This window comes from Pseudomonas sp. D4-21 (genome assembly GCF_051132125.1).
Lineage (GTDB): Bacteria > Pseudomonadota > Gammaproteobacteria > Pseudomonadales > Pseudomonadaceae > Aquipseudomonas.
In genome coordinates, this window is record NZ_CP071664.1 from 124,186 (window position 1) to 146,660 (window position 22,475).

Below are 22,475 nucleotides of genomic sequence, written 5' to 3' on the forward strand. Positions count from 1 at the left end.
TACCGATGGTGATCGGTATGCCTTTTTTGTGCCTGAGTAAACCGTGGCGCAGCGGTTAGCGCGGATCGACGTTGTTCAACACTCGGTTCGCCAGTAACGAACTCAGCTCGATCAGTTGCTGAATGCCTAGGAGAAAAGTGGCGGTACGCGCCATCCAGGTCGACGGCCAGCGTGCTGACCATCGCGTCAGCGGAGGCCAGGGTTTCGCTGAGGTTGGCCAGCAGGCATTCGTTGCCCATGTCTTTTACGACGGTGAACAGCTGGCCAGGTTGAGGGGGGTTCTTCGGGCTTTCCCGGTTTGGGCGCCAGGTAATAATCCAGCGTGTGCTTGGCGGCTTCGTCGTGTTTCTTGGCGTTGGGGCCGTCGAGGTACGGAGAGTTGGGATCTGCTTCTGGAGGATTCGGAGTTATTTTGAACATCGTTACGCTACCTCTGATTTAGTAGGCCGCAACCGTCTCGCTACTAAACGAAAGGAGGCAGCTGTGCGCAAGTTAGTAGACCGGTAGAGGCAACGGAACCCGGCGCGCCCGAAGGCGCCATGCGCACAACCACCATCGAGTGCAGGCAATGCCTGACTGATGAGACTCATGCAGCCGGCTTCCGAAAACGTCCCTTGGCGGTGACCAGCAAAGTACTCAGCGCCGCCAGCCGAGCGCGCCAACCTATGACGGCGCTTGTGAGCAGCGTTTCCGCGAGCAGCAATGCGACTGCTCCACCTAAGCTTTGGCCGCAGATCAATAAAGTTCTAATTGCATGAAAACTGTCTGATCTCCTTTGAACGCATAGGCTTCATAAACTACGAACTCCCGCATTTTTGCAGTCTGAAGAGCCGGATATAGCTTGCTGATAAACTTCCACCGCCTCCCGCTAATTCTCTAGCGGCACCGCCCGAATCCAACAGTTGTTTGAACAAAAGACTACGGATCATTCTGATTTTTTCAAAAGACAATTTATTTGAGAAGCGTCCTACTTTTTTATTTTTTTAAATTTGGCAATCTCCATATCAGTCAGCTGTCGCTGGCGTTAACCGAACTAGCACAAGGAAAGCATGAAATGTTCAAAAACTTGATTAAACTACCTGCGTCGCCAAATATTCAAGGAGCACCAGGTTTCGCAGACTTGGAGATGCCGCACTGGTCGAGGTACGCAATAAATAGCTAATACACTATAGCAGCGTGGATGCAGTCGCTGGCGAAGGGCTGCTTCCTTTTCTCAAGGATTAGAGTGCTATGGATTTTATTTTACAAGCTTCAAATCAAGGCTCTCTTGAATTTGTATTCTCGCCCTCTGGAAATAATGGCGAATACCTATTAAGTAGCGATGATCAACATAGATCAAGCAGTACATTGGAATTTAAGGGTGTTGGCCTGCTAACTTTTTGTGCGAGCAAACTTTCAGTCAGTATATTTTCCGAGCATCAAGTGTTTGTTTATAAGGAAAAGTGCGGAAATTTACTGATCTCCTCCAGTTTGGAGCTGCTTCTTTCCTGTAAAAAAAGCAGAACAACCCCAAATATTAATTATTTCATTGAGTATATCGCGTGCGGTGCAACGCCAAGAGTGCACACTCCGTTCTTGGATGTTTTTTACTTGCCTCCAGGTAGCGTATTAAGCTCTTCAGATATGCATGTTGATTTGGGGGAGGAGCTTGACCCTAGAGAAATAGAAATTTTAGAGACTTTGGAGGATGGGTTAAGAAAGAGACTGGCTGGTGTTCGAACAGTTATGTTGGAATACTCTGGCGGACTCGAGTCTAGCATCCTGCTGCATTCTCTCTTAGAAGTAATGCCTGATGGCGATTTACAGCTGATTCACCTGACTGACTTTGCTAGCGGTCAGGTAGATGACTTGCAGCGCGTAAAGAGTCTAGCGGCTAAACATCGTTGCGATCTGACGATTCTAGACGTAGAAGATCTCAAACCCTTTCAGGTCACCACCTGTTCAAATATTAAGCCAAATTTCCCTCATCCGGGACTTGTGAATATCGGATACTTAGACTACTCGTCTCACCTGCTTTCGTCGCAGAGCACGGCCATATTTAACGGCGCAGGCGGAGATTCAATTTTTTGTGCCGCCCCTCAAAAAGGATTGCCAGTTGAGCTATTGAAGAAAGGAGACGTTATTGGAGCGTTTAAAAGTTCACTATGTATTTCTAATTATTTGCGTTCGCCTTTTATACACGCCATCAAAGAGAGCTTTGAGGGATATAGAGGTATGCAAATGAAATTAGACGATCCTGGACGTTTTTTTGCAAACAGTAACGGTATAAATAAAGTTGTCGCAAGTGGCCACTGTGCTCGTGAGTTTAAGGTTGATATTCCAGCCCATCCCCACTGTAGGGAAGTCAGTACGCTTGAGCGACACCTGAATTCAGCAGTAAATAGATATGAAATGCAATCGTCCCCGATGGCTGCTTTTGCAGGTCGCTATATTTGTCCGTTTTTGGCTCCAGACATTTTAAGTACAGGCCTAGCTACTCCTTCGGATCAACTTTTAAAATATGGGATAGACAGGTACAGCATCCGCAAGCGCGCCGCGGATAAGTATCAATCAGACGAATTTTGGTATAGGCGGAAGGGTGGCGTAGCAGGACTTACGCAGCGCTGTTTTTTGCATTACAAATCAGAGATTAAAAGTTTCATAACGGAAGGCTACTTGGTTCGAGCAGATATAGTGAACGTAGATGGTATGTGTCGGCTGATAGATGAGGTTGCGGCTGGAGTTGTAAAGTGTCCAGGGTCACTAATTAATTTATTCACTGCAAACATTTATATCAATCACTGGAAGGGTTATGTTGATGAATTTTGAACAGCAAAAGGAGGGATTTGTACAGTGGGGTAAGGGAGTAACGGCAGCCATCTATAACGGAAAAATCACAGCTCTTAACGAGGCGTCTAATGAGTTCATATTCTTTGATGACATACAAAGCAGCCTGCTGTTTTCGATCCTCGGTGCGCCCTCTTCGAAACTCTCAGAGGACGAGGTTGGCTCCCTTAATGACTTGGTTTCCCAAGGTTTGATTCGCTTAGGAGAAAAACTGCCAAAGCAATTTTTTCAAGATGAGAAAATTTCTAAGGGAGCTTTTGAATGCGACTGGGCGTTAGGTAAAAGCAGAGTCGATTTATCAAATTTCAGGCCGAAGTATTTCATAAGGGCCATGATATTTCTATCATCCGCAAAAAAGAACTCAGACAAAGGAAAGCTTCATATAATACTTCAGGACCTGCGGCGGTTTCCTCCCGATAGTATGGCGGCAGACGAAGCCGAATTGCATAAAATTGCGAGCAATGTAAACCTAGCCGTATTTTGCCTATGGCGTAAGGTCAAGTGCTTGGAGTTTGCTTACGCAGTTGCCCGTATCGCATTTAGCCATAATGTGAAATGTAAATTTATAGTCGGTGTTCAAACGCATCCTTTCATTTCTCATGCTTGGGTCGAAGGTGAAAGCGGCGTTGTCTATGATAGAAAGGAATTACCCATGGAGTTGGCTAAGATAGTGTCTATTGGTGGAAGCGGAAATGCTTGATAAGGATTTTTTAAGCGCCGTTAAAGCTTGCTGGAATATCTTAATTAACTCTAGTTTGAGCGTTAAGTTGTCATTTTTAGCGGCCTGCCTGTTGGATTTAATAACAGTATTCATGTCGGTGGCCGCGCCTGCTGTACTTAAGATATTAATTGATTCACTGAGCGCCAAGGAAGCCGTTGCGGAGGTCGCCTGGTTAGGCGCTGTTTATGGTGCCACATGGTTGGGCGCAGAACTACTACTTCGTCTGAGAGGAGTTCTTGCGGCCATCGTAGTGGAGAAAATTAAATTTGAAGCCACTAAACGATTCTGTGTTAACTCAATTTTTAAATTAGAGGTGGAACTAAAGGAGAGTCCAAGTGGAGTCTTTGCTACAAGGTTAAGTCAAACCAACAATGCGCTTCCCATGTTCATAGATGGTGTGGTTTGGCAGATCGTCCCGTTATTGGTAAGGCTTATCCTGTCGGTGTCAGTGCTTGTTCATTTTTCATCTTTAATTTACGCTTCGCTGTTAGCGGCTACAGTTTTGATCTTTGTTGTAATTTCTTTATTTAGCTACAAAGGTATTGGCGAAAGACAAAAGTTTTCGAATTTGTCAGCGCAGTCAACTTATTGGCGAATATTAGATGCCTTAAAAAACCGCACTATAATTATTGCCCACGCAGACGAGAGGGCGGAGTTCAAGCACATCGAGAAGGCTCTACTAGCATCTACAAAATCGGCGATCGGAGTCGTCAATTTTTCACAAGCCATAAGCTCCCTGCAAATTATGGTGTTAGGCGCTGGACTCACAGCAATTACAGTGTTTGCCGCGAGGGATCTAGCGGGGGGGGTTATTACGGCTGGAGATTTCGTGCAAATCAACGCATATGTGCTTCAGTTCGTGTTGCCGGTTAGCTATGTAGGCATGGTTTTGAGCGCCATCAAAAGGACTTCGGTCACCATAGCCGAAAATGCGGAACACCTGGTGCAGCCGTGCGTGTTGATCGACGACCCGAAAGAAGTTCAGCCACTGCCACCGCCAGTGATTACGTTGAATAAAGTTTGTATACATTCACTTGACGGGAAAATTCTCCTAAAAGACATAAGCGTCGTGATAGAAAGTGGGAGCAGTTTGGCGGTAGTGGGTAACTCAGGCGCTGGAAAGTCAACGTTGGCTAAAGCTTTGCTTGGTTTGGTTGAAGTGAGTGCTGGCGTGATTAAATATGATTCGCAGGAACTTTCGGGTGAGGCAATAAGGGCTTTGAGGAAACATGTAGGCTACGTGCCGCAAGACACATTTTTGTTTGATAGATCTGTCAAGGATAATGTGTTTGGGGATTTATTATTTGATCAGGCGGAGATTCCTCGCATATTGAGGGTAAGTGGAATTGATGATGATAAGGGGTTGCTCGAATGCAACGCTTGCCATGGCTTGTCCGGAGGTGAGAAGCAAAGAGTTTCATTCGCTCGCGCGATAGCTAGATACCCAAACGTCATAGTTTTAGATGAGCCTACTTCTTCACTTGACAAAGCAACTAAGAAAATTCTTTCCTCAGCTATCTATGCTGCTCTTAATGGTGTCACACGAATAATAATAACTCACGACTTAGTGGAGGCTAGCAAGGCGGATAAAATTATCGTTATGGATAACGGCACAATAGTTGAGCTTGGTACTCATCTCTCGCTATTAGATACCGGGGGGTGGTACGCAAAACACTACACATTATCCAAGGCGGTACAGACGCCACGTACAGAGCCGCCAACGGATACGATCGCTACAAACAACGTCTAGTTGAGCATAACACTGCGATTAGTGTCATCCGGATATTCGCCGCGTTGCGAGAGCTCGCCAAATAGAAAGCGGTGGGGCGAGCCTTCCGAATCGAAGGCCAGGTTACTCACCATCGCATGATCCGACGCGAGGGTTTCGTAGAAGTTGGCCAGCAGGCATCCGTTATCCATCTCTTTCACGATCGGGAGTAGCAGGCCGGGTTGATGGGGCGCTTCTGGATTGCTGGCTGCTTGCGGCATTAGCGGAAGCTCGACAAGGCGCGTTGAGTCCATAGCCGCCTGTTAAACCTAGTGCGGCATTCTTATTTCTCTGCGCACCTCTTCAGACAATAATCTTAAATTGTCATTGCTAGAAATTCTAGTGGAGTTTTAATTCGAAGAACTTGCGCCGTGCATGGGCCATGCAACCGATCTCGGTCACTCCGAGTTCGAAACTGGCCTTGTAGCCACCAAAATCATCACACACCAGCTTGCCCTTCCAGTCTTGCAAGAAGTTGCGAGCGTGCTCACCGGCGCGACTGGGGCTGAAGTCGTAAACCACCGCTGCCAAATTCGAGAACTGGCTGGTGGCGTAGGCCCAACATAAGAGCGGTGAGTTTTCTTTGAGCCCGGCACGAGCATCTGCACGGGTGTTTCATCGGCATGAATAACCTGCTGCCCAAACACTACGTCGCGCAGTGCATTGACAAGAGGTTGCAACTGCACCCCGGTCACACCAACCCATTGAGCCAAAGTTGAACGTGGAATCGCCAAACCGCACGGCCGAAGATCGATTCCTGACGGTAAAGCGGCAGATGGTCAGCAAACTTGGCGATCATGACGTGGGCAAGTAACCCGGCAGTCGGGAATCCCTTGTCGATGACCTGCGCCGGAACCGGCGCTTGGATCAGCGTTTCGCAGTCATCGCAGACCCACTTGCCACGGATATGGCGCTCAACGGTAAACACGCCGGGCGTGTAGTCCAGCTTTTCGCTGACGTCCTTACCGATACGCTTGAGTACGCAGCCACATGGGAGTTGTGCGATCTCGTGTGTGAGCTTCTCGATAACCGTTCGCCAAAGCGCGAAAATGTTCAGGGGTGTTCGGTATCCAACTCCATTTCAGAGTCTTGGTGAATGCCTGGCCAATTGAATTGCCTTGGTTCAAACGCCGAGCCGCCAGCCCGACCCCGAAGCCGTCATGCACCAGAACTTTCGTGCGCGTGGCGCGGCGGTTGGCAAATAGATACGCACAGTGCGGCTTCGCCGCACCGAACACCGCGATCACCCTGGCCAGCGCGGTGTTGGTGCCCGCTCGCATGTCCATCGGCTCGGTGGCGAGCCAGATGGTCAATGCGGATCACAGAGCAAGCCCTCGGACGAAGCGGGCGCATCCGTCAGGGTCTGAGATTGGCCACTTCACGGTGATCAATTGCTCGCCGAGTGGCAGCTCAATGATAATAGCGTCCGCTTAAGAATACGCGGACACAATCACCCTTGTTGGCGGAGCTTGGAAGGTGTGTTCACCGGCCCCTTACCTTCATCTTCATGAAAAAAATTCCTTGTCTCGGTAGCCGTATGGCCATCCGTTTGATGACCTTAATTCAGTATTTGGCTACCACACGAACAGGCCGTAGGCCACTCGTGCCAGAAGGCAATGCTGGCGCACCTCCAGGTCACACGGGAATCGGCTGGTCTGGATGATGAGATCGATCAGCGTGTCGCCATCAGGTTTGATGGCGACAACAGAAAAGCCCTCCCAAACGGAAGGAACGTATCGCGCATAAGAACGCCGCTTTGTTAGATGTGTTTGCTCGCACGAACATCATCTCGAATCGGCGTTTTTTGTTTTGAGCTCTCAAGCTTCCGTACGAACCTTTGTTAAGCCACTCGGAGGGAGAAACTATTTGAACTAAATTACTGCTCGGCATCTATAGGCAAAATTACTAAAAAATAGTAGCCATCTTCGGTCGAGCAAGAAAATGTGTTGGTATCATTTTTTTTCATTCTCGGTTCGCATTTAGCGAAACGTCCTACATTTTTTTCGTTTAGAACTTGGCATGCTTCACGCCGATCGGAAAGCCATGTCGGTGCAGCTTTCGCAGAGAATCATCATGGAGTTAAGTTTTCTATAGCTGCGCATCGAATTTACCCTTCGTTCCGGAACAATTAGATCTATACGACCAAAGCTTATCAAAGGCTACACATGTCTTATTCTGAAGAACTGTCCGAGTATTATTTAAAACTAGCCCAAACGCCTATTTCCAACGGGAATTTCGCGGGCGCGGATATGCGTTTTTCAGACGAATACGAAGTTTTGGAAGTGGAGCTTGGCAAAGCCCAGTCGGTGCATGAAAACGGTCGAGTCGACTGGTTGAATATATTGGAGCGAGGGGAAGCTTTGTTGCGCACCCAGTCGAAGGATCTACGAGTGGCGGCGTGGATGACTTGGGCGTTGTATCAGCGAGACTCGTTCCAAGGGCTGCTCGCCGGGGTGGGTCTCTTGCGATACCTCTGCAAGAATCATTGGGCTGAGCTGTACCCTTTGAAGGTTCGGACACGTGCGGCCAGTCTCAGTTGGCTCCTTCCGCGCCTGGAGGAGGCATTGGGTGATGATGTCGCGATTAAAACACAACTGACCTTATTCCAGATTCTGGCTGAACAACTCGAAGATCTTGACGTGGTGTTCACCGATCACTTGGGCGATGACGCACCTCTATTACTCCCGCTGTGTCGGCGCCTCAGGAGTCTGGTGCAGCGTTCCATCGATAATAAGCCGCCGCCGAGCGCCGTTGAAGCGATAGTAGCGCAGGTGAAGCAAACTGCTACTCAACTATTCACTGCCGATGTTTCAATCGAAAATGAAAAGGACGCCCATCGGGCTCTGCGCGCCCAGCAGGAAAGCGCTCGTTCGTTATGCACATGGTGGCTCAAGCAAAAGGCGACCGATGCTCGGGCTTTGCGGCTGAACCGTACCGTGCTCTGGCTGAGTATCGATGCCGTTCCAGAGCATGATGTAGAGCTAAAAACCCTTTTGCGTGGGCTTCCTGCGGATAAGCTCAGGGCGTACCGGGAAAGTTTCCAGCAAAGTAACTACGCAAATCTCCTGGTTGAAATAGAGGCCAGCTTGGCTAAGGCACCTTTCTGGTTTGATGGCCAGAGGCTCGCCTGGGAGTGTTTACAAGGGCTGGGTGCGGAGCCTGCCATGCGCGAGCAGGAAATCCATTTCGCATTGTTCCTGCAACGTTTGCCCGGAGTCATCGAGTTGCGTTGGCACGATGGCGAACCGTTCGCGGATCCGTCCACTCGAGCATGGATAGCCGCCCATGTCATGCCTCGTCTGGATCTTCCAGACGCTGGGCCCCGAACCGATGTGATCGACAACCAAATGCCTTGGGAACGAGCTTTGGAAGAAGCTCAGGTGATGCTACGCAACGAAAGTCTCAAGTCTGCGGTGCAGTTTCTCAGCCAGGCAATGCAAAACACATACGGCGGACGTACGCGCTTCCTTTGGCGGTTCGCGATGGCTCGTTTGTGCTTCTCGGCCAAGAAATACGAGCTCGCCAAAGCCCAGCTCGAGGTGCTCGATCAGACGTTGCTGGGCGCAGATTTGAACGAATGGGAGCCCGATCTCGCGTTGCAGGTGCTGCACCTGTTGTATCGCTGCTGCGAGCTATTGCCTCAGAACCATCTCGTGCGCGAATGCAGGGATGAAACTTACCGCCGCTTATGTCACCTCGACCTGGAACGGGTAATCGAATAGGCCTACGGGCCCCATAGTAAGGAAAGAAATCATGGCCAAAGAAGGCTCTGTCGCTCCCAAGGAGCGCATCAACGTCACGTTCAAGCCCGCAACCGGGGGCGCTCAGGAAGAAATTGAGTTGCCGCTAAAACTGCTCGCAGTTGGCGATTACACCCACCGTCAGGATGGGCGCAAGGTTGAGGATCGTAAACCGATCAGCATCGACAAGATGACCTTCGACGAAGTGCTGGCCAAGCAGGAGTTGAATCTGGTCCTGAGTGTACCGAATCGCCTCCAACCAGAAGGTGACATAGACGAGCTCGCGGTTCAATTGCGCTTGAACTCGATGAAGGATTTCAACCCCGCTAGCCTCGTCGAGCAGGTACCTGAGCTCAAGAAATTGATGGAACTGCGTGATGCGTTGGTAGCGCTCAAAGGTCCGTTGGGTAATGCCCCCGCCTTTCGCAAAGCTATCGAAGGCGTGCTTGCAGACGACAAATCACGCAGTCGCATATTGGACGAACTAGGCCTGCCGACTTCAGCGCAGGCTGTTTGATTCACTGAGCCAAGGAAGACACACATGCACACCTCAATAGCGCAGCAAGATGTCCGCGACGATAGCGAGTGCAGCATCCTCGAAAGCATCATCGCCGAAACCCGACTGACACCGCGGGACGATGCTTACGACATTGCCAGGCGGGGCCTGGCCGCATTTATCGCGGAGCTTCTCAAGCCTCAGCACAACCGCGAGCCGGTCAAGAAGGCGATGGTAGATCGCATGATCGCCGACATCGACGCGAAGCTCAGCCGGCAGGTTGACGAGATCCTCCATCATCCCGCCTTCCAGGCATTGGAGTCAGCATGGCGTGGTTTGCAACTGTTAGTGGATCGCACCGACTTTCGCGAGAACATTAAAGTTGAAATGCTCAACATATCCAAAAGCGATTTGCTGGATGATTTTGAGGACTCTCCGGAAGTCATGCAGTCGGGCCTGTACAAACATGTGTACACCGCCGAGTACGGTCAATTCGGTGGGCAGCCGGTTGGCGCGATTATCGCGAATTACTTCCTGTCTCCAAGCTCACCCGATGTAAAGCTGATGCGGCATATATCCTGCGTAGCAAGCATGGCGCATGCGCCTTTTATCGCTGCGGCCGGTCCGGAATTCTTTGGATTGGAGAGTTTTACTGGATTGCCTGATCTCAAAGACTTGAAGGATCATTTTGAAGGCCCGCAATTCACCAAATGGCAGAGCTTCCGTGAATCGGAAGATGCGCGCTACGTGGGGCTGACCGTACCGCGATTTCTCCTGCGTAGTCCCTACGATCCTCAGGAAAACCCGGTAAAGTCTTTCGTCTACAAGGAAGTCGTCGCCAACAGTCACGAGCATTATCTATGGGGGAATGCGGCGTACGCGTTTGGTACTCGTCTTAGCGAAAGCTTTGCCAAATTCCGCTGGTGTCCAAATATTGTCGGTCCCCAAAGCGGAGGGGCAGTGGAAGATCTTCCACTGCATCACTTTGAAAGCATGGGCGAAATCGAAACCAAGATTCCTACCGAAGTTCTTGTCTCGGATAGACGCGAATACGAGCTGGCCGAAGAAGGTTTTATCTCGCTGACGATGCGCAAAGGTAGCGATAACGCCGCATTTTTCTCTGCCAGTTCGGTACAGAAACCAAAGTTTTTCGGGATCAGTGCTGAAGGGAAGATGAATGAGCTGAACTACAAGTTAGGTACGCAGCTGCCATACATGATGATCGTCAACCGCCTGGCTCATTATTTGAAGGTTTTGCAGCGAGAGCAGCTCGGGTCATGGAAAGAACGTACTGATCTGGAACTGGAGCTGAACAAGTGGATCCGCCAGTACATTGCCGACCAAGAAAATCCGAGTGCTGAAGTCCGTGGTCGCCGGCCGTTGCGGGCTGCCCAGGTCATCGTCACCGATGTCGAAGGTGAGCCCGGCTGGTATCGCGTGAGCCTGCACGTACGCCCACATTTCAAGTACATGGGCGCCGACTTTACCCTGTCGTTGGTTGGCAAGCTGGACAAAGCGTGAGCGGAGCCTAGCTCATGACTGGATACGGCAGCTTTTTCGAGCGTCTGAACGGCGACGTCGAAACACGCGCATTCATGAGCCGCGATGACTGCATCGTGGCTTCAGTGGCTGCTCATCTGGCGAAGATGCTTGGCACTCGTGCCGGTAGCGTGCCGATAGCGCCTGACTACGGATTACCCGACCTCAACGACATGCGCCTTAGTTTGCACGATGTGCATAGTCAGGCCTGCCATGCGATTCAGGCATTCATCAGGACTTACGAGCCGCGCCTGAGCAATGTGTGTGTGACTGCCAGGTCTGGCGATGCCGAGCGACTCAGTCTGTTTTTCAGCATCGATGCCCTGTTGAACGTGGAAGGGTTGAGGCGGCAAGTGAGTTTTTCCGCCTGTTTGAGTGGCAGCGGACAAGTCAAGGTCAGTCAAGGATAGACAGCATGTCATTCAATCATTACTACCAGAGTGAACTCACTGCGCTTCGGCAGTTGGGCCGGCGTTTTGCCGAGCGAAATCCCGCTCTGGCACCGTTCCTGGGGCAGGCGGGACGTGATCCTGATGTCGAGCGGTTGCTCGAAGGGGTCGCTTTCCTTACCGGGCGCTTGCGCCAGAAGCTCGATGATGAGCTACCGGAGTTGAGCCATTCCCTGATGCAGTTGCTGTGGCCGAATTACATGCGGCCCCTACCAGCTTTCAGCATGTTGCAGTTCGATCCGCTGCAGCGAACAGGCCCCGCAGTACATGTGGAGCGTGATACTCCGGTCGAAAGCGTCCCTGTCCAGGAAGTGCGTTGTCGTTTCCGTACGTGTTACCCAACCGAGGTGCTCTCGCTAGACCTGACTGGGCTCAGCTACTCGATTAAAGGCGAGGGTTCATTGTTAAACCTGCGTCTGCAAATGCAATGCAACGGCCACTTGGGCGAATTGAAATTGAGTCATTTGCGTCTTCACCTGGCCGGCGAGCGTTATGTCAGCCAGATGCTCTATTTCAATCTGTTGCGCAATCTAAAAAGCATCGAGTTGGTTCCACTGGATGGGGAAGGGCATGTCGTAAACGACATGAACGGAGTCCCGCTGACATTCAGCATCTGCGCCGATAAAGTCCAGCCGGTGGGGTTTGCGGAAGAGCATGCGTTGGTACCCTATCCATTAAATACTTTTCGCGGCTACCGGTATCTGCAGGAATACTATGCCTTCCAGGACAAGTTTCTATTCGTCGATGTCAATGGTCTAGACGTACTCAACGCTTTGCCGCAGGACGCGCTGAAGCAGATGCGAGGATTGGACCTGCGTTTCGATATCGGTAGGAGTGGCGCCCAGCGGTTACGTCCGACTAAGGACAATGTGAAGCTCTACTGCACGCCTATCGTCAATCTTTTCAAACATGACGCTCAGCCGATTCGTCTGGATGGAAAACAGGACGAGTATCTCCTTTTGCCCGCTCAATACAACCCGGAACACTGCGGGGTATTTTCAGTCGAGAGCGTCGTTGGTTGGAGTCCCGGTGGCCTGGGTTACGACACTTATTTGCCGTTCGAGTCTTTCGAGCACGACTCAAATTCTGATGCTTCTGGCAAGCGCGCATATTACAGCGTCCGGCAGCGCCCGTCCGTTCTTCACGGTGGCCTGGACACTTGCCTGGGCTTTGGTGGCCGGCACAACCCAGCTGACGAAACCCTTTCCATAGAATTGATGTGTACCAACCGGAACCTGCCGTGCCAGCTGAAGCCGGGCGATATCAACCAGCCAGGTGAAAAAAGCCCGGAATCGCTAAGTTTCCGCAATATTGGCCCCGTTACGCCAAGCTTTGCGCCCCCCTTGGATAATGACTTCCTCTGGAAGCTCATCAGCAACATGTCGCTTAACTACCTATCGCTGGCCGACGTCAACGCGTTAAAGGTAATACTCGAAACTTATGATTTTCCGCGCTACTTCGACGAGCAAACACAGAAGGTCAGCAAACGTTTACTAGATAGCCTGAAGTCGATCAGGCATTGCCATACGGATCGACTCCATCATGGTTTACCGGTTCGTGGGTTATGTACAGAGCTGACAGTCGACCCGCAAGGATATATCGGTGAAGGCGACTTGTTTCTCTTTGCTTCGGTTCTCAATGAGTTTTTTGCGCTTTATGCGAGCCTAAATTCGTATCACGAGTTGCGGGTGAACAGCACACAGGGAGAGGTGTATCAATGGTTACCCCGCATGGGTCAGCAGCCGCTTCTATAAGCGCGCTGACGCGAGGAATACGCGAATATTCGTTATTTCAGGCGGTGCTGCTGATTATTGATCGGCTGCGCGAAAGCCATCCTTATCTGAACGACGAGGAACTGTACGATCAATTGGAATTCCAGGCCAACCCAAGCCTTGGGTTTCCAGCCAGCGATGTCGAGCGTGTGGTTTTTTTCGAAGAACACGGACAGGCACGGGCTCGTCTGAGCATCAATCTGATTAGCCTGGTGGGCTCCGGATCGCCTTTACCGGCCTTTTACAGCGAGCAGGCGTTAAGTGTCGAAGATATCAATCCGACGCGCCAGTTCCTCGATCTTTTCCACGATCGCCTGCAACGGTTGATGTTGCCGATCTGGCGCAAGTACCGCTATTGCGCAAGTTTTCAGAGCGGTGCTCGGGACGCGTTTTCCGAGCAGCTATTCGCACTGATTGGCTTGAGGGGCGAAAAAATTCGCAAAGCCACTCAATTGAACTGGAAGCGGCTGCTGCCGTACCTCGGTTTGTTGAGCCTGCGTGCTCACTCGGCGGCTTTGATCGAAGCTGTGCTGCGCTATTACTTCAAACACCCCGAGCTGAACCTTGAGCAGTGTGTGGAGCGTCGAGTAGACATTATTGCCGAGCAACGCAATCGGCTGGGAATGGCCAATAGTTTGTTAAGCGAAGAACTGGTGCTCGGCGCTCAAGTTCGGGATCGCAGCGGCAAGTTCAGGATTCACATCGCGGAGCTGGACTGGCAACGTTTTCATGAGTTTCTTCCGATTGGTATGGGTTACCAGCCTCTCTGCGCGCTGGTGCGATTTACCCTGCGCGACCCTCTTGAATATGACATCCGCCTGGTCTTGCAAAAGGACGAAATAAGGGCGCTCAGCATCGGAGAGCGGAACACCTGCCGCTTGGGATGGACCAGTTGGCTGGGACATGAGCGAGCCGATGGCGTGGTGATTCTTGGCAGCAACATTCATCAGGAGCGACTCACATGATCGACGTAAACCTCCAACAGCTCATCCAGGCGCTCGATGCTGATAGCCGACGCGAATTGGAGCGTTCTGCCGAGCGATGTGTTGAGCGTGGCGCGAGTAAAGTCCTGGTAGAGGATCTGTTGCTTAGCCTGCTAGAGCGAAGCCAAGGCCTACTCGGGCGAGCCTTACAAGACGCTGGGGTGAGCGCAGGCGAGCTGATCGCGATTTTGCAGCCACGAACAGAGGATGGCACGTCGCGTAATCCAGTATTTGCCCCCGAGTTGATCCAATGGCTACAGGATGCGTTGCTATTGGCGAATCTCGAGCTAGGTCAGAGCATCGTGAATGAGGCTGCTTTGATCCTGGCGTTAATACGGAATCCGGCTCGCCACGCAGGCACTCATTTCCAGCCACTACTAGCTCGATTGAACATCGAACGACTGAAAGAATTCGCCTTGTCAGGTCAAGCTCAAACGGGGACTGAACTATCCAAAGCTCCAGATGAGTCGCTCCTTGAGCGTTTCACTCACAACCTGACCCAACAGGCCCGTGACGGCAAGCTGGACCCGGTGCTTTGTCGAGACGGGGAAATTGGACAGCTGATCGATATCCTTTCTCGTCGCCGCAAAAACAATCCTATCGTGGTCGGTGAGGCAGGGGTGGGAAAGACTGCGGTTGTGGAAGGGTTAGCTCTGCGCATCGCAGCAGGTGAAGTGCCACCGGGGCTTGAGCGAGCAGAGATCCTGACGCTGGATATAGGCTTGCTGCAGGCTGGAGCGAGTATCAGGGGGGAGTTTGAACGTCGTCTCAAAGGTGTAATCGACATCGTCAAGGCTTCGCCTGATTCCGTCATTTTATTCATCGACGAAGCCCATACATTGATTGGCGCAGGCGCAAGCTCCGGAGGGACCGACGCGGCTAACCTGCTCAAACCGGCTTTGGCCCGGGGGGAGCTGCGCACGATCGCGGCTACTACATGGACTGAGTACAAAAAATACTTCGAGAAGGATCCGGCTCTTGCTCGTCGGTTCCAGCCTGTGCAGTTGCGCGAGCCGGCGATCGGCGATGCGGTGACCATCTTACGTGGTCTGGCGCGATTGTATGAGGCGACCCATGGGATTTATCTGCGCGATGATGCGGTGGTTGCCGCGGCCCATCTGTCGGCCCGCTACCTGGCGGGGCGCCAACTGCCGGACAAGGCTGTCGATGTGCTTGATACCGCTTGTGCTCGTGTACGCATCAGTCTGGCTGCCGCCCCGCAACGCCTTGAGCGCTTGCGCGGCGAATTGGCTGAGGAGGAGCGGCGATGCCAGGCGTTGCGGCGCGATGCTCAGGCCGGTTTGTCAGTTGATCTTCAAGCGTTGCAATCGCTGCAAACACGATTGGAAGCTCTCAAAGACGAATGCCAGGCATTGGAAGCGCAGTGGTCCGAACAGCGAACTCTGGCCGAACGCCTGTTATCGCTGCGTCGACAAATTTCCGAGGCCGGGGAACAACATACTAGCGAGGTCTTGGAAACCGCGTTACATGTTACTCACAGCGCTTTGTTGGTCGCACAGACGCAGGAACGCCTCGTCAGCTTTGAAGTATGTCCGCGACTGGTGGCTGAAGTAATCAGCGCATGGACTGGCGTACCGCTGACGCAGCTGGCATATGAGCACAATATAAAAATCGCCCGTTTCTCGGCTGACTTGCGAACCCGTATCCGGGGGCAGGAACCAGCCGTGCAAGCACTCGACCGAGCGATGCGTGCCGCCGCTGCTGGCTTGAACAAACCTGACGCGCCAGCAGGCGTGTTTTTGTTGGTCGGGCCTAGTGGTGTGGGCAAGACCGAAACGGCCTTGGCCCTGGCTGAACTCTTATATGGAGGTGATCGTTTTATAACGACCCTCAACATGGCCGAATTCCAGGAAAAACATACCGTATCGCGGTTGATTGGCGCGCCACCGGGCTATGTCGGGTTCGGCGAAGGGGGCATGCTTACCGAAGCAGTCAGACGAATGCCCTATTCAGTTGTATTGCTCGATGAGGTCGAGAAAGCCGATCCGGATGTACTTAATCTGTTCTATCAAATTTTCGACAAAGGCCTGGCCAATGATGGGGAAGGAAGGGAGATAAACTTTCGCAACACGCTCATTTTGATGACTTCGAATCTGGGCAGTGAGCGCATTCGCGATTTGTGTGCAAACGGCAGGCAGCCGAGTGCTGAATGCCTAGAAGAAGCCATTCGTCCATTGCTTAGCAGTCATTTCCAACCCGCTTTACTGGCCCGTATGTGCGTGGTGCCCTATTACCCGATAAGCAAAGAGGTAATGCGCGAGCTGGTGGAGCTGAAACTGATTCGTTTGGGCGAGCGATTGAAGCGTCGCCAGTTGAGCTTCAGTTTTTGCGCGCGACTTGTTGATTATCTGGTCGACCGTTGCGTTTGCAGCGAAAGCGGCGCCCGCTTCATTGACCAACTGCTTGACTTGCACTTGATGCCCAGGCTGGCCGACGGCCTGCTCGCAGCGATGGCGGACGGTGAAAAGCCGCAGAAGGTGCGAGCCATTCTTAATGGTCAGGCCACCATAGCTTGCGAGTTCACTTAATGGGCGCGTTTGTCACGCAGGAGTCCCAACCGCTGGCTTATGCCGAGGCCCTTTTGGCACTTTTTTACAGCCTTTCGCGATCAACGGACGAGGTGTCTCTGCTCGAGGCGTTCGTCAAGGGCGCGGCGCGGTTAAGTGGTTGTGAACTGGCTCAGTTGTATTTGCTCGATTCCAAACAATCCCGGTTGGAAATTCACAGCGAGTGCCTTGGCGAGCGATTGCAGTTTCGGGACCGGAGCGGCCTACCTTGCGATTACTACCACGAACAGTTGCTGCAATTCGCCCTGAGCCAAAATCGTGTGGTTTGCCTCGATGCACTGTCCGGCAGCTTGCACAGTACAAATTTTCTGCCGGTCCATGTCATGCCGTGGCAGTCGTTGTTATGCGTGCCACTTGTCACTACGCACAAAGCAGTCAATGGGTTGTTGCTATGCGCCAGCGCCAGACATATCGACTTGGCTGGATTCGCGGAATCTCTGGGGCACTTGGGAGCGTTCGCCCTTAGTCAGATTAGCTTATTGCGGCGCCAGCGCCTTCCTGTACCCGCCGACTTACCAGCTGTTACCAACGTATCGAACGCTGACCGCTTCGGCCTGATTGGCAGGAGTGCGGCAATGCGTCAGACCTGCTTGTTGATCGGCAAAGTCATAAATAGCCCTTATACCGTCTTGCTGTGTGGCGAGACTGGTACCGGCAAGGAGGTGGTAGCCCGCGCCATTCATGATCATGGGCCGCGCAGAGCCGAGGCGTTTATTGTCCAGAATTGCGCGGCGCTTCCGGAACATCTTTTGGAAAGCGAACTGTTCGGTTACCGAAAAGGCGCATTCACTGGCGCTGATCGTGACCGTACTGGCCTGTTCGATGCGGCTGACAAAGGGACATTGCTGCTCGACGAAATCGGTGACATGCCTTTATCCCTTCAGGCCAAGTTACTGCGAGTTTTGCAGGAAGGTGAAGTTCGTCCGCTGGGGTCAAACCACACCCACAAAATTGATGTGCGCATCGTCGCCGCCACCCATCGGGACCTTAAGGTTCTGATGAAGGAGGGCAAGTTCAGGGAAGACTTGTATTACCGAATCGCGCAATTCCCTATCCAATTGCCGGCGTTGCGCCATCGCGGCCCTGACATCATTGAATTGGCACGGCACTTTACCGAAAAGGCTTGCGCGCTCCTGAAGCGAGATAGCGTGTACTGGTCAGATGCCGCACTGGCTCATCTGGCTGCCTATGATTTTCCAGGAAACATCCGCGAACTCAAGGGCATCGTGGAAAGAGCAGTGCTGTTGTGCGAAGGCAGAGAGCTGCTGGTCGAGCATTTTGCGCTGCACATCAAAAATCCATCCGATCAAGGCCGCGTAAGTCTTCGCGAACGGCTGGAACAGATCGAGCGTAACTTGGTGATTGATTGCCTACGCAAGAATGCCGGCAACCAAACCATTGCTGCGCAAGAACTCGGTCTGCCGCGACGTACGCTCTTGTATCGAATGAGCCGCCTGAAAATACGCCGCAAGGATGCCGAAAATTAATCTTCGCGGCTTTCCATCCGTATCGATTCCATTCATTTATTTCGGAAAACTTCGAATGCTTGTCCGTGCTCGGCCGATCGTACTGCTGACTTTTATCGTGTTGCTTGGCCTCGGTGGTTGTAGTGGCAACTTCAAATTCACTGACCGCGATTATCGCCCCCTGGGTGATCCGCAAGCGGTCAATCGCGGCAAGTGACAGTAAGGAGCACCATTCATGGAAGTTGTTTTTGAAGTGCTGAGCGCCAACCAATTCATTGCCCCTGATCTTTGCCGAAAACGCTTTGGCGCGGATGGCGGCGTGATTGGTCGGGGAGAGGATTGTGACTGGATGATCCCCGACCGGGAGCGGCTCCTGTCCAAGCGTCATGCGGGGGTGAGTTTCGACAACGGAACGTTTTTCCTGACTGACAGCAGTGGCAACGGTGTACTCCATCGTAAAAGCGGCTCGCGGCTGCCCAAGGGCGAGCCGGTACGTATCACGGACGGCGACGTCTTCATCATGGGAGGGTATGTGGTTCAGGCCCGGGTCGTTGTAGAGAAGATGACCTGCGCTTTGGAAGCCAACCGGTCGGCACCGCTAGGTAACCTCATTCCGGATGATGCATTCCTCAACCTGGACCCGTTGAGGGCGTTGGACCTGGAGGAGCATGTTTTTTCTGAAATGGACGAACTGAACGACCGTTCCGAGACGACTTCGCACGCGTTGTTACGCTCGGATCATGCATGCGTTGACGTGGAAAATCTGGTGTTGCCGAAGCTGATCGAGGTCGAGCCGGAGCCACCCCTGCCTTACGACCCATCGGGGTCATCTAGTGAGGGGTTCTGGCAACGCTTCGGCTCCTCGCTGGGCATGGACCTGAATGATCTGGACCAAGAGGCGCGCGAAGCGTTGGCCATAAAGGTCGGATCGTTGCTCAAGCAAAGCGTTGAAGGCCTGCAGCAAGTCTTGCGCACCCGTTCGGAGTTAAAGGGCGAGCTTCGCCTGGCCCATACCCTCGCCCAAGGTGGCCAGCAGAACCCGTTGAAGCACTGCGATGACGCTTTGCACGCACTGTTGCAGCCAACTGCGCCTGGCCAGTTACCAGCCAGCAAGGCTATCGCTAATGCCTTTCGCAGCCTGCAGGCTCATCAAGTGGCTTTGTTCGTTGCCAGCCGCGCCACCCTGCGCTCAACCCTCGATTACTTTTCACCCCGGCAACTGGTTCTTCGCCTGAAGCGCGAGCAACCGTCGCTATTACATACATCGGGTCGCTACTGGCGAGCTTACGGCCGCCACCATCAGTCGCTATGTCAAGACGATGACTGGACTGAACGCTTGCTGGCCCGAGATTTCGCCAAAGCTTATGAGGAACAAGTCCGTCTGATTTCCACGCTGCAACACGACTGTCAGGGATGAAGTATATGCATTACAGAACTTTGCTTTTGTGCCGAACCCTAGCGCTTATCGCCACGACGCTGCTATCAGGATGCGCCACGCTGTCACCGTTCTCAACGATGACCAAGCTCAACGTGACGCTGGTTGCCAGCGACGAACTCAATCCGGATGTGAATGGACGGCCCTCGCCATTGGTAATGCGTTTTTTTGAACTCAAGCACCCGGTGGCTTTTGAAAACGCGGACTTTTTTAGCATCTATGATCGTGCCTGGGAGACCTTATCCCCCGATCTGCTCGCCAGCGAGGAATTGGAATTACGCCCTGGCGAAACCGTCACGCTCAGATTCGCCATGGCAGATAGCGGTCGTTACGTTGGCGTGTTGGCGGCGTATCGTGACCTCCCGCATACGCAATGGCGCTACACACTGCCGGTCGCTGTTGCGCGAGTGAATGAGGCGAATCTGGCTCTCAATGAAGGTGGTATCGCTAGTTTTACCAAAGGCCTTGCCAGGGCTGACGACAAATGAACCACGATAAGGTGATCTGGCAGGAAGGGATGTTGCTACGACCGCAACATTTGCAACACAACGATCGACATTTCGACCACCAGTTGAAAGCCCGTACTCGGCTGCTGGGCGGTTACGCCTGGGGTTTCCTTTCGTTGGAAATCGATTTGCAATTTCTCCATATGGGGCGGCTGGTGATCAGCAGTGCTTCGGGCGTCCTGCCAGATGGCAGTCTGTTCGAATTGAGCAGCAACACTGAGCCGTTGGTCCTGGAAGTACCACCCAACACCTGCAACAAACCGATCTATCTCGCTCTGCCTCTGATGGCTGGCAATCACATAGAGTCCCGCTGCCCAGCACAAACAGATGTGTTGGCGCGTTACATCACCTACGAGGTGCAAGTAGCGGACTCCAATGCGGCGGATACTTCCAGCAGCCGAATAAGCTGTGGTCGCTTGGACGTTCGCCTTCTACTGGGTGAACAACAAGGTGATCAGGCTTTTGTAAAACTCAAGCTCTGCGATGTTCTCGATACTACGCCGGATGGTTTGATCAGGCTCGATCCGGATTTTGTCCCGACGTTTATCCAGATCAAATCCTCTGCCTATCTTCTATCCTGCCTCAAGGAGGTCATCGGCATGCTTGGTCATCGGGGCGAGAGTCTTGCCGAGCGACTTCGCTCTAGCGGGAAAGCGGGCGGTGCTCAAGTTGGCGATTTCATGATGCTTCAAATGATCAACCGCACCGAATTGTTGCTGCGTCATTATCAGGAGCTGGAGCAGGTTCATCCCGAAACGCTATATCGGACGCTGTTGGCGCTGCTAGGCGATTTGGCAGTTTTTTCTACGGATAGCAAGCGCCCATCGTTCGACAACCGCTATCACCACAGCGACCAGGGAAGATGCTTTCGGGACCTCATGTGTTCGATGCGCCAAGTATTGTCGATGGTACTCGAACAGCACGCCATTGAGCTGCAATTGCAGGCTCGGCAGTACGGTATCAGCGTTTCGCCGGTGAATGATTTTTCTCTGCTGGACTCGGCTTCGTTCGTATTGGCAGCCAGCGCCGATTGTGATGCCGAGGAGCTGCGCCGTCGCTTACCCTCCCATTTGAAAATCGCTCCGGTGGAGCGTATCCGCCAGTTAGTCAATTTGCATTTGCCAGGTATCAGGATCAGGGCTCTTCCCGTAGCGCCGCGGCAGATCGCGTTTCATGCCAATAAAATTTATTTCATTCTCGAGCCCAGCGCCGAAGACCTTGTTCAAGTGAAGCGCTCCGCGGGGTTTGCGTTTCACATTTCGGGTGAGTTTGCCGAGCTTGAACTGAATTTTTGGGCCATTAGGAACTGATCAAATGGATAAGGAAAATCCTCAGGACGAAACAACTGTCCTGCTAGATCATCATGGAAAGCGCCCCATATCCGGGCCGCTGACCGACACCGCTGCGCTACGTATTGAACAGTTGGAGGAGCGAATGATCTACGCCGCCCGTCAACGGCGATCTCCGATATTCGCTCCCAGCCTCAATCCGTTGGTAGCGGCAGCGTCCGGGTTGTTGTCGCAGATCCTGCTACTCAGGCGAATCAATCAAAGACTCGATCCTAAAAAGCTCAAGCAAGAGCTGTCCTTGGAATTGAAGCAATTTGAAGCCTTGGCGAGAAGGGACAATGTTGAGGAAAGCCAGTTGGTCGCCGCCCGCTATGTGTTATGCACAGTGCTCGATGAGTCGGTCGTCGCCACGTCGTGGGGCAGTGAAAGTGGCTGGTCGCAGATAAGCCTGCTAAGCAGCTTTCACAACGAGACGTTCGGTGGCGAGAAGGTGTTCCAGTTACTTGATCGTTTATCGAAAGATCCAGCCAAACACTTGTATTTACTTGAATTGTTATACCTGTGCCTATCGTTGGGCTTTGAAGGTAAATATCGCGTTCAAGCCCGGGGAGAATTTGAGCTAGAAGGGATCCGTGACGCGCTGTACCGCGCGATCAGGTAGGTGCGTGGTGAAGGTCCCAGTCCCTTGTCAGCCCACCTTGAAAGCTCCAAAGCTGAGCCCATCAAACCATTGCCTATGGTGCCTTTCTGGGGGGTGACGGTTTTCACGCTGATTAGTTTAGGTGTGATCTATTCGGGTTTTGCCTGGGTGTTGAGTGAGCAGCGCGTAAACATATTGCAACCTTATCAATCGCCAGAGTCGTTAATTGCTCAGCCGCTGCTGTAACAGGGACGTGT

17 protein-coding genes and 3 pseudogenes are annotated in these 22,475 nt (G+C 52.4%); 16 read left to right on the plus strand and 4 right to left on the minus strand.

Annotation, left to right across the window (positions count from 1 at the left end):
• Positions 1-55: 55 nt before the first annotated feature.
• A pseudogene (locus tag J3Q04_RS00595) lies at positions 56-420 on the minus strand (DUF6124 family protein).
• 810 nt (positions 421-1,230) lie between these two features.
• Here J3Q04_RS00595 and J3Q04_RS00600 point away from each other — a divergent pair.
• Genes J3Q04_RS00600 through J3Q04_RS00610 form a run of 3 tightly spaced genes read left to right on the plus strand, consistent with a single transcriptional unit; the run spans position 1,231 to position 5,297 of the window.
• The gene (locus tag J3Q04_RS00600; RefSeq protein WP_434608590.1) at positions 1,231-2,808 is read left to right on the plus strand and encodes an asparagine synthase-related protein; all 1,578 of its coding nucleotides are present in this window, start codon (positions 1,231-1,233) and stop codon (positions 2,806-2,808) included.
• Positions 2,798-3,526, plus strand: coding sequence for a lasso peptide biosynthesis B2 protein (locus tag J3Q04_RS00605; protein ID WP_434608588.1), 729 nt, complete (start codon positions 2,798-2,800; stop codon positions 3,524-3,526). Before J3Q04_RS00600 ends, J3Q04_RS00605 begins: the two co-directional genes overlap by 11 nt.
• Positions 3,519-5,297 (plus strand): ABC transporter ATP-binding protein, encoded by a 1,779-nt coding sequence (locus tag J3Q04_RS00610; protein ID WP_434608586.1) that lies wholly within the window; start codon positions 3,519-3,521, stop codon positions 5,295-5,297. The genes J3Q04_RS00605 and J3Q04_RS00610 overlap by 8 nt, the downstream gene beginning before the upstream one ends.
• Here the strand turns inward: J3Q04_RS00610 and J3Q04_RS00615 are convergent.
• The 3 genes and pseudogenes from J3Q04_RS00615 to tnpB all read right to left on the minus strand — a co-directional run bounded on the left by J3Q04_RS00615 (position 5,294) and on the right by tnpB (position 6,601).
• Entirely contained in the window at positions 5,294-5,536 is a 243-nt protein-coding gene (locus tag J3Q04_RS00615) for a DUF6124 family protein (RefSeq protein ID WP_434608584.1), read from the minus strand. The two genes, J3Q04_RS00610 and J3Q04_RS00615, sit on opposite strands and share 4 nt — an antisense overlap.
• A 130-nt stretch (positions 5,537-5,666) precedes the next feature.
• Positions 5,667-6,324, minus strand: a pseudogene (tnpC, locus tag J3Q04_RS00620) (IS66 family transposase); the annotation flags it as partial.
• Positions 6,278-6,601: an IS66 family insertion sequence element accessory protein TnpB gene (gene tnpB / locus J3Q04_RS00625; RefSeq protein WP_434635663.1), complete on the minus strand. Its 324-nt coding sequence runs from the start codon at positions 6,599-6,601 to the stop codon at positions 6,278-6,280. The pseudogene tnpC and the gene tnpB, both read right to left, overlap by 47 nt.
• 879 nt (positions 6,602-7,480) lie before the next feature.
• On the opposite strand from tnpB, the gene tssA reads away from it, so the two are divergent.
• The 13 genes and pseudogenes from tssA to icmH all read left to right on the plus strand — a co-directional run bounded on the left by tssA (position 7,481) and on the right by icmH (position 22,464).
• Positions 7,481-9,037 (plus strand): type VI secretion system protein TssA, encoded by a 1,557-nt coding sequence (gene tssA, locus J3Q04_RS00630; RefSeq protein ID WP_434608580.1) that lies wholly within the window; start codon positions 7,481-7,483, stop codon positions 9,035-9,037.
• Between the two features lie 31 nt (positions 9,038-9,068).
• A complete protein-coding gene (gene tssB, locus J3Q04_RS00635; RefSeq protein WP_420765964.1) occupies positions 9,069-9,572 on the plus strand; it encodes a type VI secretion system contractile sheath small subunit in 504 nt (167 codons plus the stop codon).
• A 24-nt stretch (positions 9,573-9,596) separates the two neighbouring features.
• Positions 9,597-11,072 carry a type VI secretion system contractile sheath large subunit gene (gene tssC, locus J3Q04_RS00640; protein ID WP_434608578.1) on the plus strand — a complete coding sequence of 492 codons (1,476 nt, stop codon included), beginning with the start codon at positions 9,597-9,599 and terminating at the stop codon, positions 11,070-11,072.
• Between the two features lie 14 nt (positions 11,073-11,086).
• A complete protein-coding gene (tssE, locus tag J3Q04_RS00645) occupies positions 11,087-11,500 on the plus strand; it encodes a type VI secretion system baseplate subunit TssE (RefSeq protein ID WP_434608575.1) in 414 nt (137 codons plus the stop codon).
• A 5-nt stretch (positions 11,501-11,505) separates the two neighbouring features.
• The gene (gene tssF, locus J3Q04_RS00650; protein ID WP_434608573.1) at positions 11,506-13,293 is read left to right on the plus strand and encodes a type VI secretion system baseplate subunit TssF; all 1,788 of its coding nucleotides are present in this window, start codon (positions 11,506-11,508) and stop codon (positions 13,291-13,293) included.
• On the plus strand, positions 13,257-14,276 hold the full coding sequence (gene tssG, locus J3Q04_RS00655; RefSeq protein WP_434608570.1) for a type VI secretion system baseplate subunit TssG: 1,020 nt from the start codon (positions 13,257-13,259) through the stop codon (positions 14,274-14,276). The genes tssF and tssG overlap by 37 nt, the downstream gene beginning before the upstream one ends.
• Complete coding sequence (gene tssH, locus J3Q04_RS00660; protein ID WP_434608567.1) at positions 14,273-16,843, plus strand: type VI secretion system ATPase TssH; 2,571 nt, start codon at positions 14,273-14,275, stop codon at positions 16,841-16,843. The genes tssG and tssH overlap by 4 nt, the downstream gene beginning before the upstream one ends.
• On the plus strand, positions 16,843-18,369 hold the full coding sequence (locus tag J3Q04_RS00665; protein ID WP_434608564.1) for a sigma-54 interaction domain-containing protein: 1,527 nt from the start codon (positions 16,843-16,845) through the stop codon (positions 18,367-18,369). The genes tssH and J3Q04_RS00665 overlap by 1 nt, the downstream gene beginning before the upstream one ends.
• A gap of 55 nt (positions 18,370-18,424) precedes the next feature.
• The gene (locus J3Q04_RS00670; RefSeq protein WP_434608561.1) at positions 18,425-18,565 is read left to right on the plus strand and encodes a type VI secretion protein; all 141 of its coding nucleotides are present in this window, start codon (positions 18,425-18,427) and stop codon (positions 18,563-18,565) included.
• A gap of 18 nt (positions 18,566-18,583) precedes the next feature.
• Positions 18,584-19,765 (plus strand): type VI secretion system-associated FHA domain protein TagH, encoded by a 1,182-nt coding sequence (gene tagH, locus J3Q04_RS00675; protein ID WP_434608559.1) that lies wholly within the window; start codon positions 18,584-18,586, stop codon positions 19,763-19,765.
• A 5-nt stretch (positions 19,766-19,770) separates the two neighbouring features.
• Entirely contained in the window at positions 19,771-20,271 is a 501-nt protein-coding gene (gene tssJ / locus J3Q04_RS00680; protein WP_434608556.1) for a type VI secretion system lipoprotein TssJ, read from the plus strand.
• A complete protein-coding gene (gene tssK, locus J3Q04_RS00685) occupies positions 20,268-21,599 on the plus strand; it encodes a type VI secretion system baseplate subunit TssK (protein ID WP_434608553.1) in 1,332 nt (443 codons plus the stop codon). Before tssJ ends, tssK begins: the two co-directional genes overlap by 4 nt.
• Before the next feature lie 4 nt (positions 21,600-21,603).
• A pseudogene (gene icmH, locus J3Q04_RS00690) lies at positions 21,604-22,464 on the plus strand (type IVB secretion system protein IcmH/DotU).
• The last annotated feature ends 11 nt before the right edge of the window (positions 22,465-22,475 follow it).

Excerpts from the sequence above, each read along its gene's own strand:
- J3Q04_RS00600 (WP_434608590.1), top strand. The coding sequence starts at position 1,231 with ATGGATTTTATTTTACAAGCTTCAAATCAAGGCTCTCTTGAATTTGTA.
- J3Q04_RS00605 (WP_434608588.1), top strand. The coding sequence starts at position 2,798 with ATGAATTTTGAACAGCAAAAGGAGGGATTTGTACAGTGGGGTAAGGGA.
- J3Q04_RS00610 (WP_434608586.1), top strand. The coding sequence starts at position 3,519 with ATGCTTGATAAGGATTTTTTAAGCGCCGTTAAAGCTTGCTGGAATATC.
- J3Q04_RS00615 (WP_434608584.1), bottom strand. The coding sequence starts at position 5,536 with ATGCCGCAAGCAGCCAGCAATCCAGAAGCGCCCCATCAACCCGGCCTG.
- tnpB (WP_434635663.1), bottom strand. The coding sequence starts at position 6,601 with ATGGACATGCGAGCGGGCACCAACACCGCGCTGGCCAGGGTGATCGCG.
- tssA (WP_434608580.1), top strand. The coding sequence starts at position 7,481 with ATGTCTTATTCTGAAGAACTGTCCGAGTATTATTTAAAACTAGCCCAA.
- tssB (WP_420765964.1), top strand. The coding sequence starts at position 9,069 with ATGGCCAAAGAAGGCTCTGTCGCTCCCAAGGAGCGCATCAACGTCACG.
- tssC (WP_434608578.1), top strand. The coding sequence starts at position 9,597 with ATGCACACCTCAATAGCGCAGCAAGATGTCCGCGACGATAGCGAGTGC.
- tssE (WP_434608575.1), top strand. The coding sequence starts at position 11,087 with ATGACTGGATACGGCAGCTTTTTCGAGCGTCTGAACGGCGACGTCGAA.
- tssF (WP_434608573.1), top strand. The coding sequence starts at position 11,506 with ATGTCATTCAATCATTACTACCAGAGTGAACTCACTGCGCTTCGGCAG.
- tssG (WP_434608570.1), top strand. The coding sequence starts at position 13,257 with ATGGTTACCCCGCATGGGTCAGCAGCCGCTTCTATAAGCGCGCTGACG.
- tssH (WP_434608567.1), top strand. The coding sequence starts at position 14,273 with ATGATCGACGTAAACCTCCAACAGCTCATCCAGGCGCTCGATGCTGAT.
- J3Q04_RS00665 (WP_434608564.1), top strand. The coding sequence starts at position 16,843 with ATGGGCGCGTTTGTCACGCAGGAGTCCCAACCGCTGGCTTATGCCGAG.
- J3Q04_RS00670 (WP_434608561.1), top strand. The coding sequence starts at position 18,425 with ATGCTTGTCCGTGCTCGGCCGATCGTACTGCTGACTTTTATCGTGTTG.
- tagH (WP_434608559.1), top strand. The coding sequence starts at position 18,584 with ATGGAAGTTGTTTTTGAAGTGCTGAGCGCCAACCAATTCATTGCCCCT.
- tssJ (WP_434608556.1), top strand. The coding sequence starts at position 19,771 with ATGCATTACAGAACTTTGCTTTTGTGCCGAACCCTAGCGCTTATCGCC.
- tssK (WP_434608553.1), top strand. The coding sequence starts at position 20,268 with ATGAACCACGATAAGGTGATCTGGCAGGAAGGGATGTTGCTACGACCG.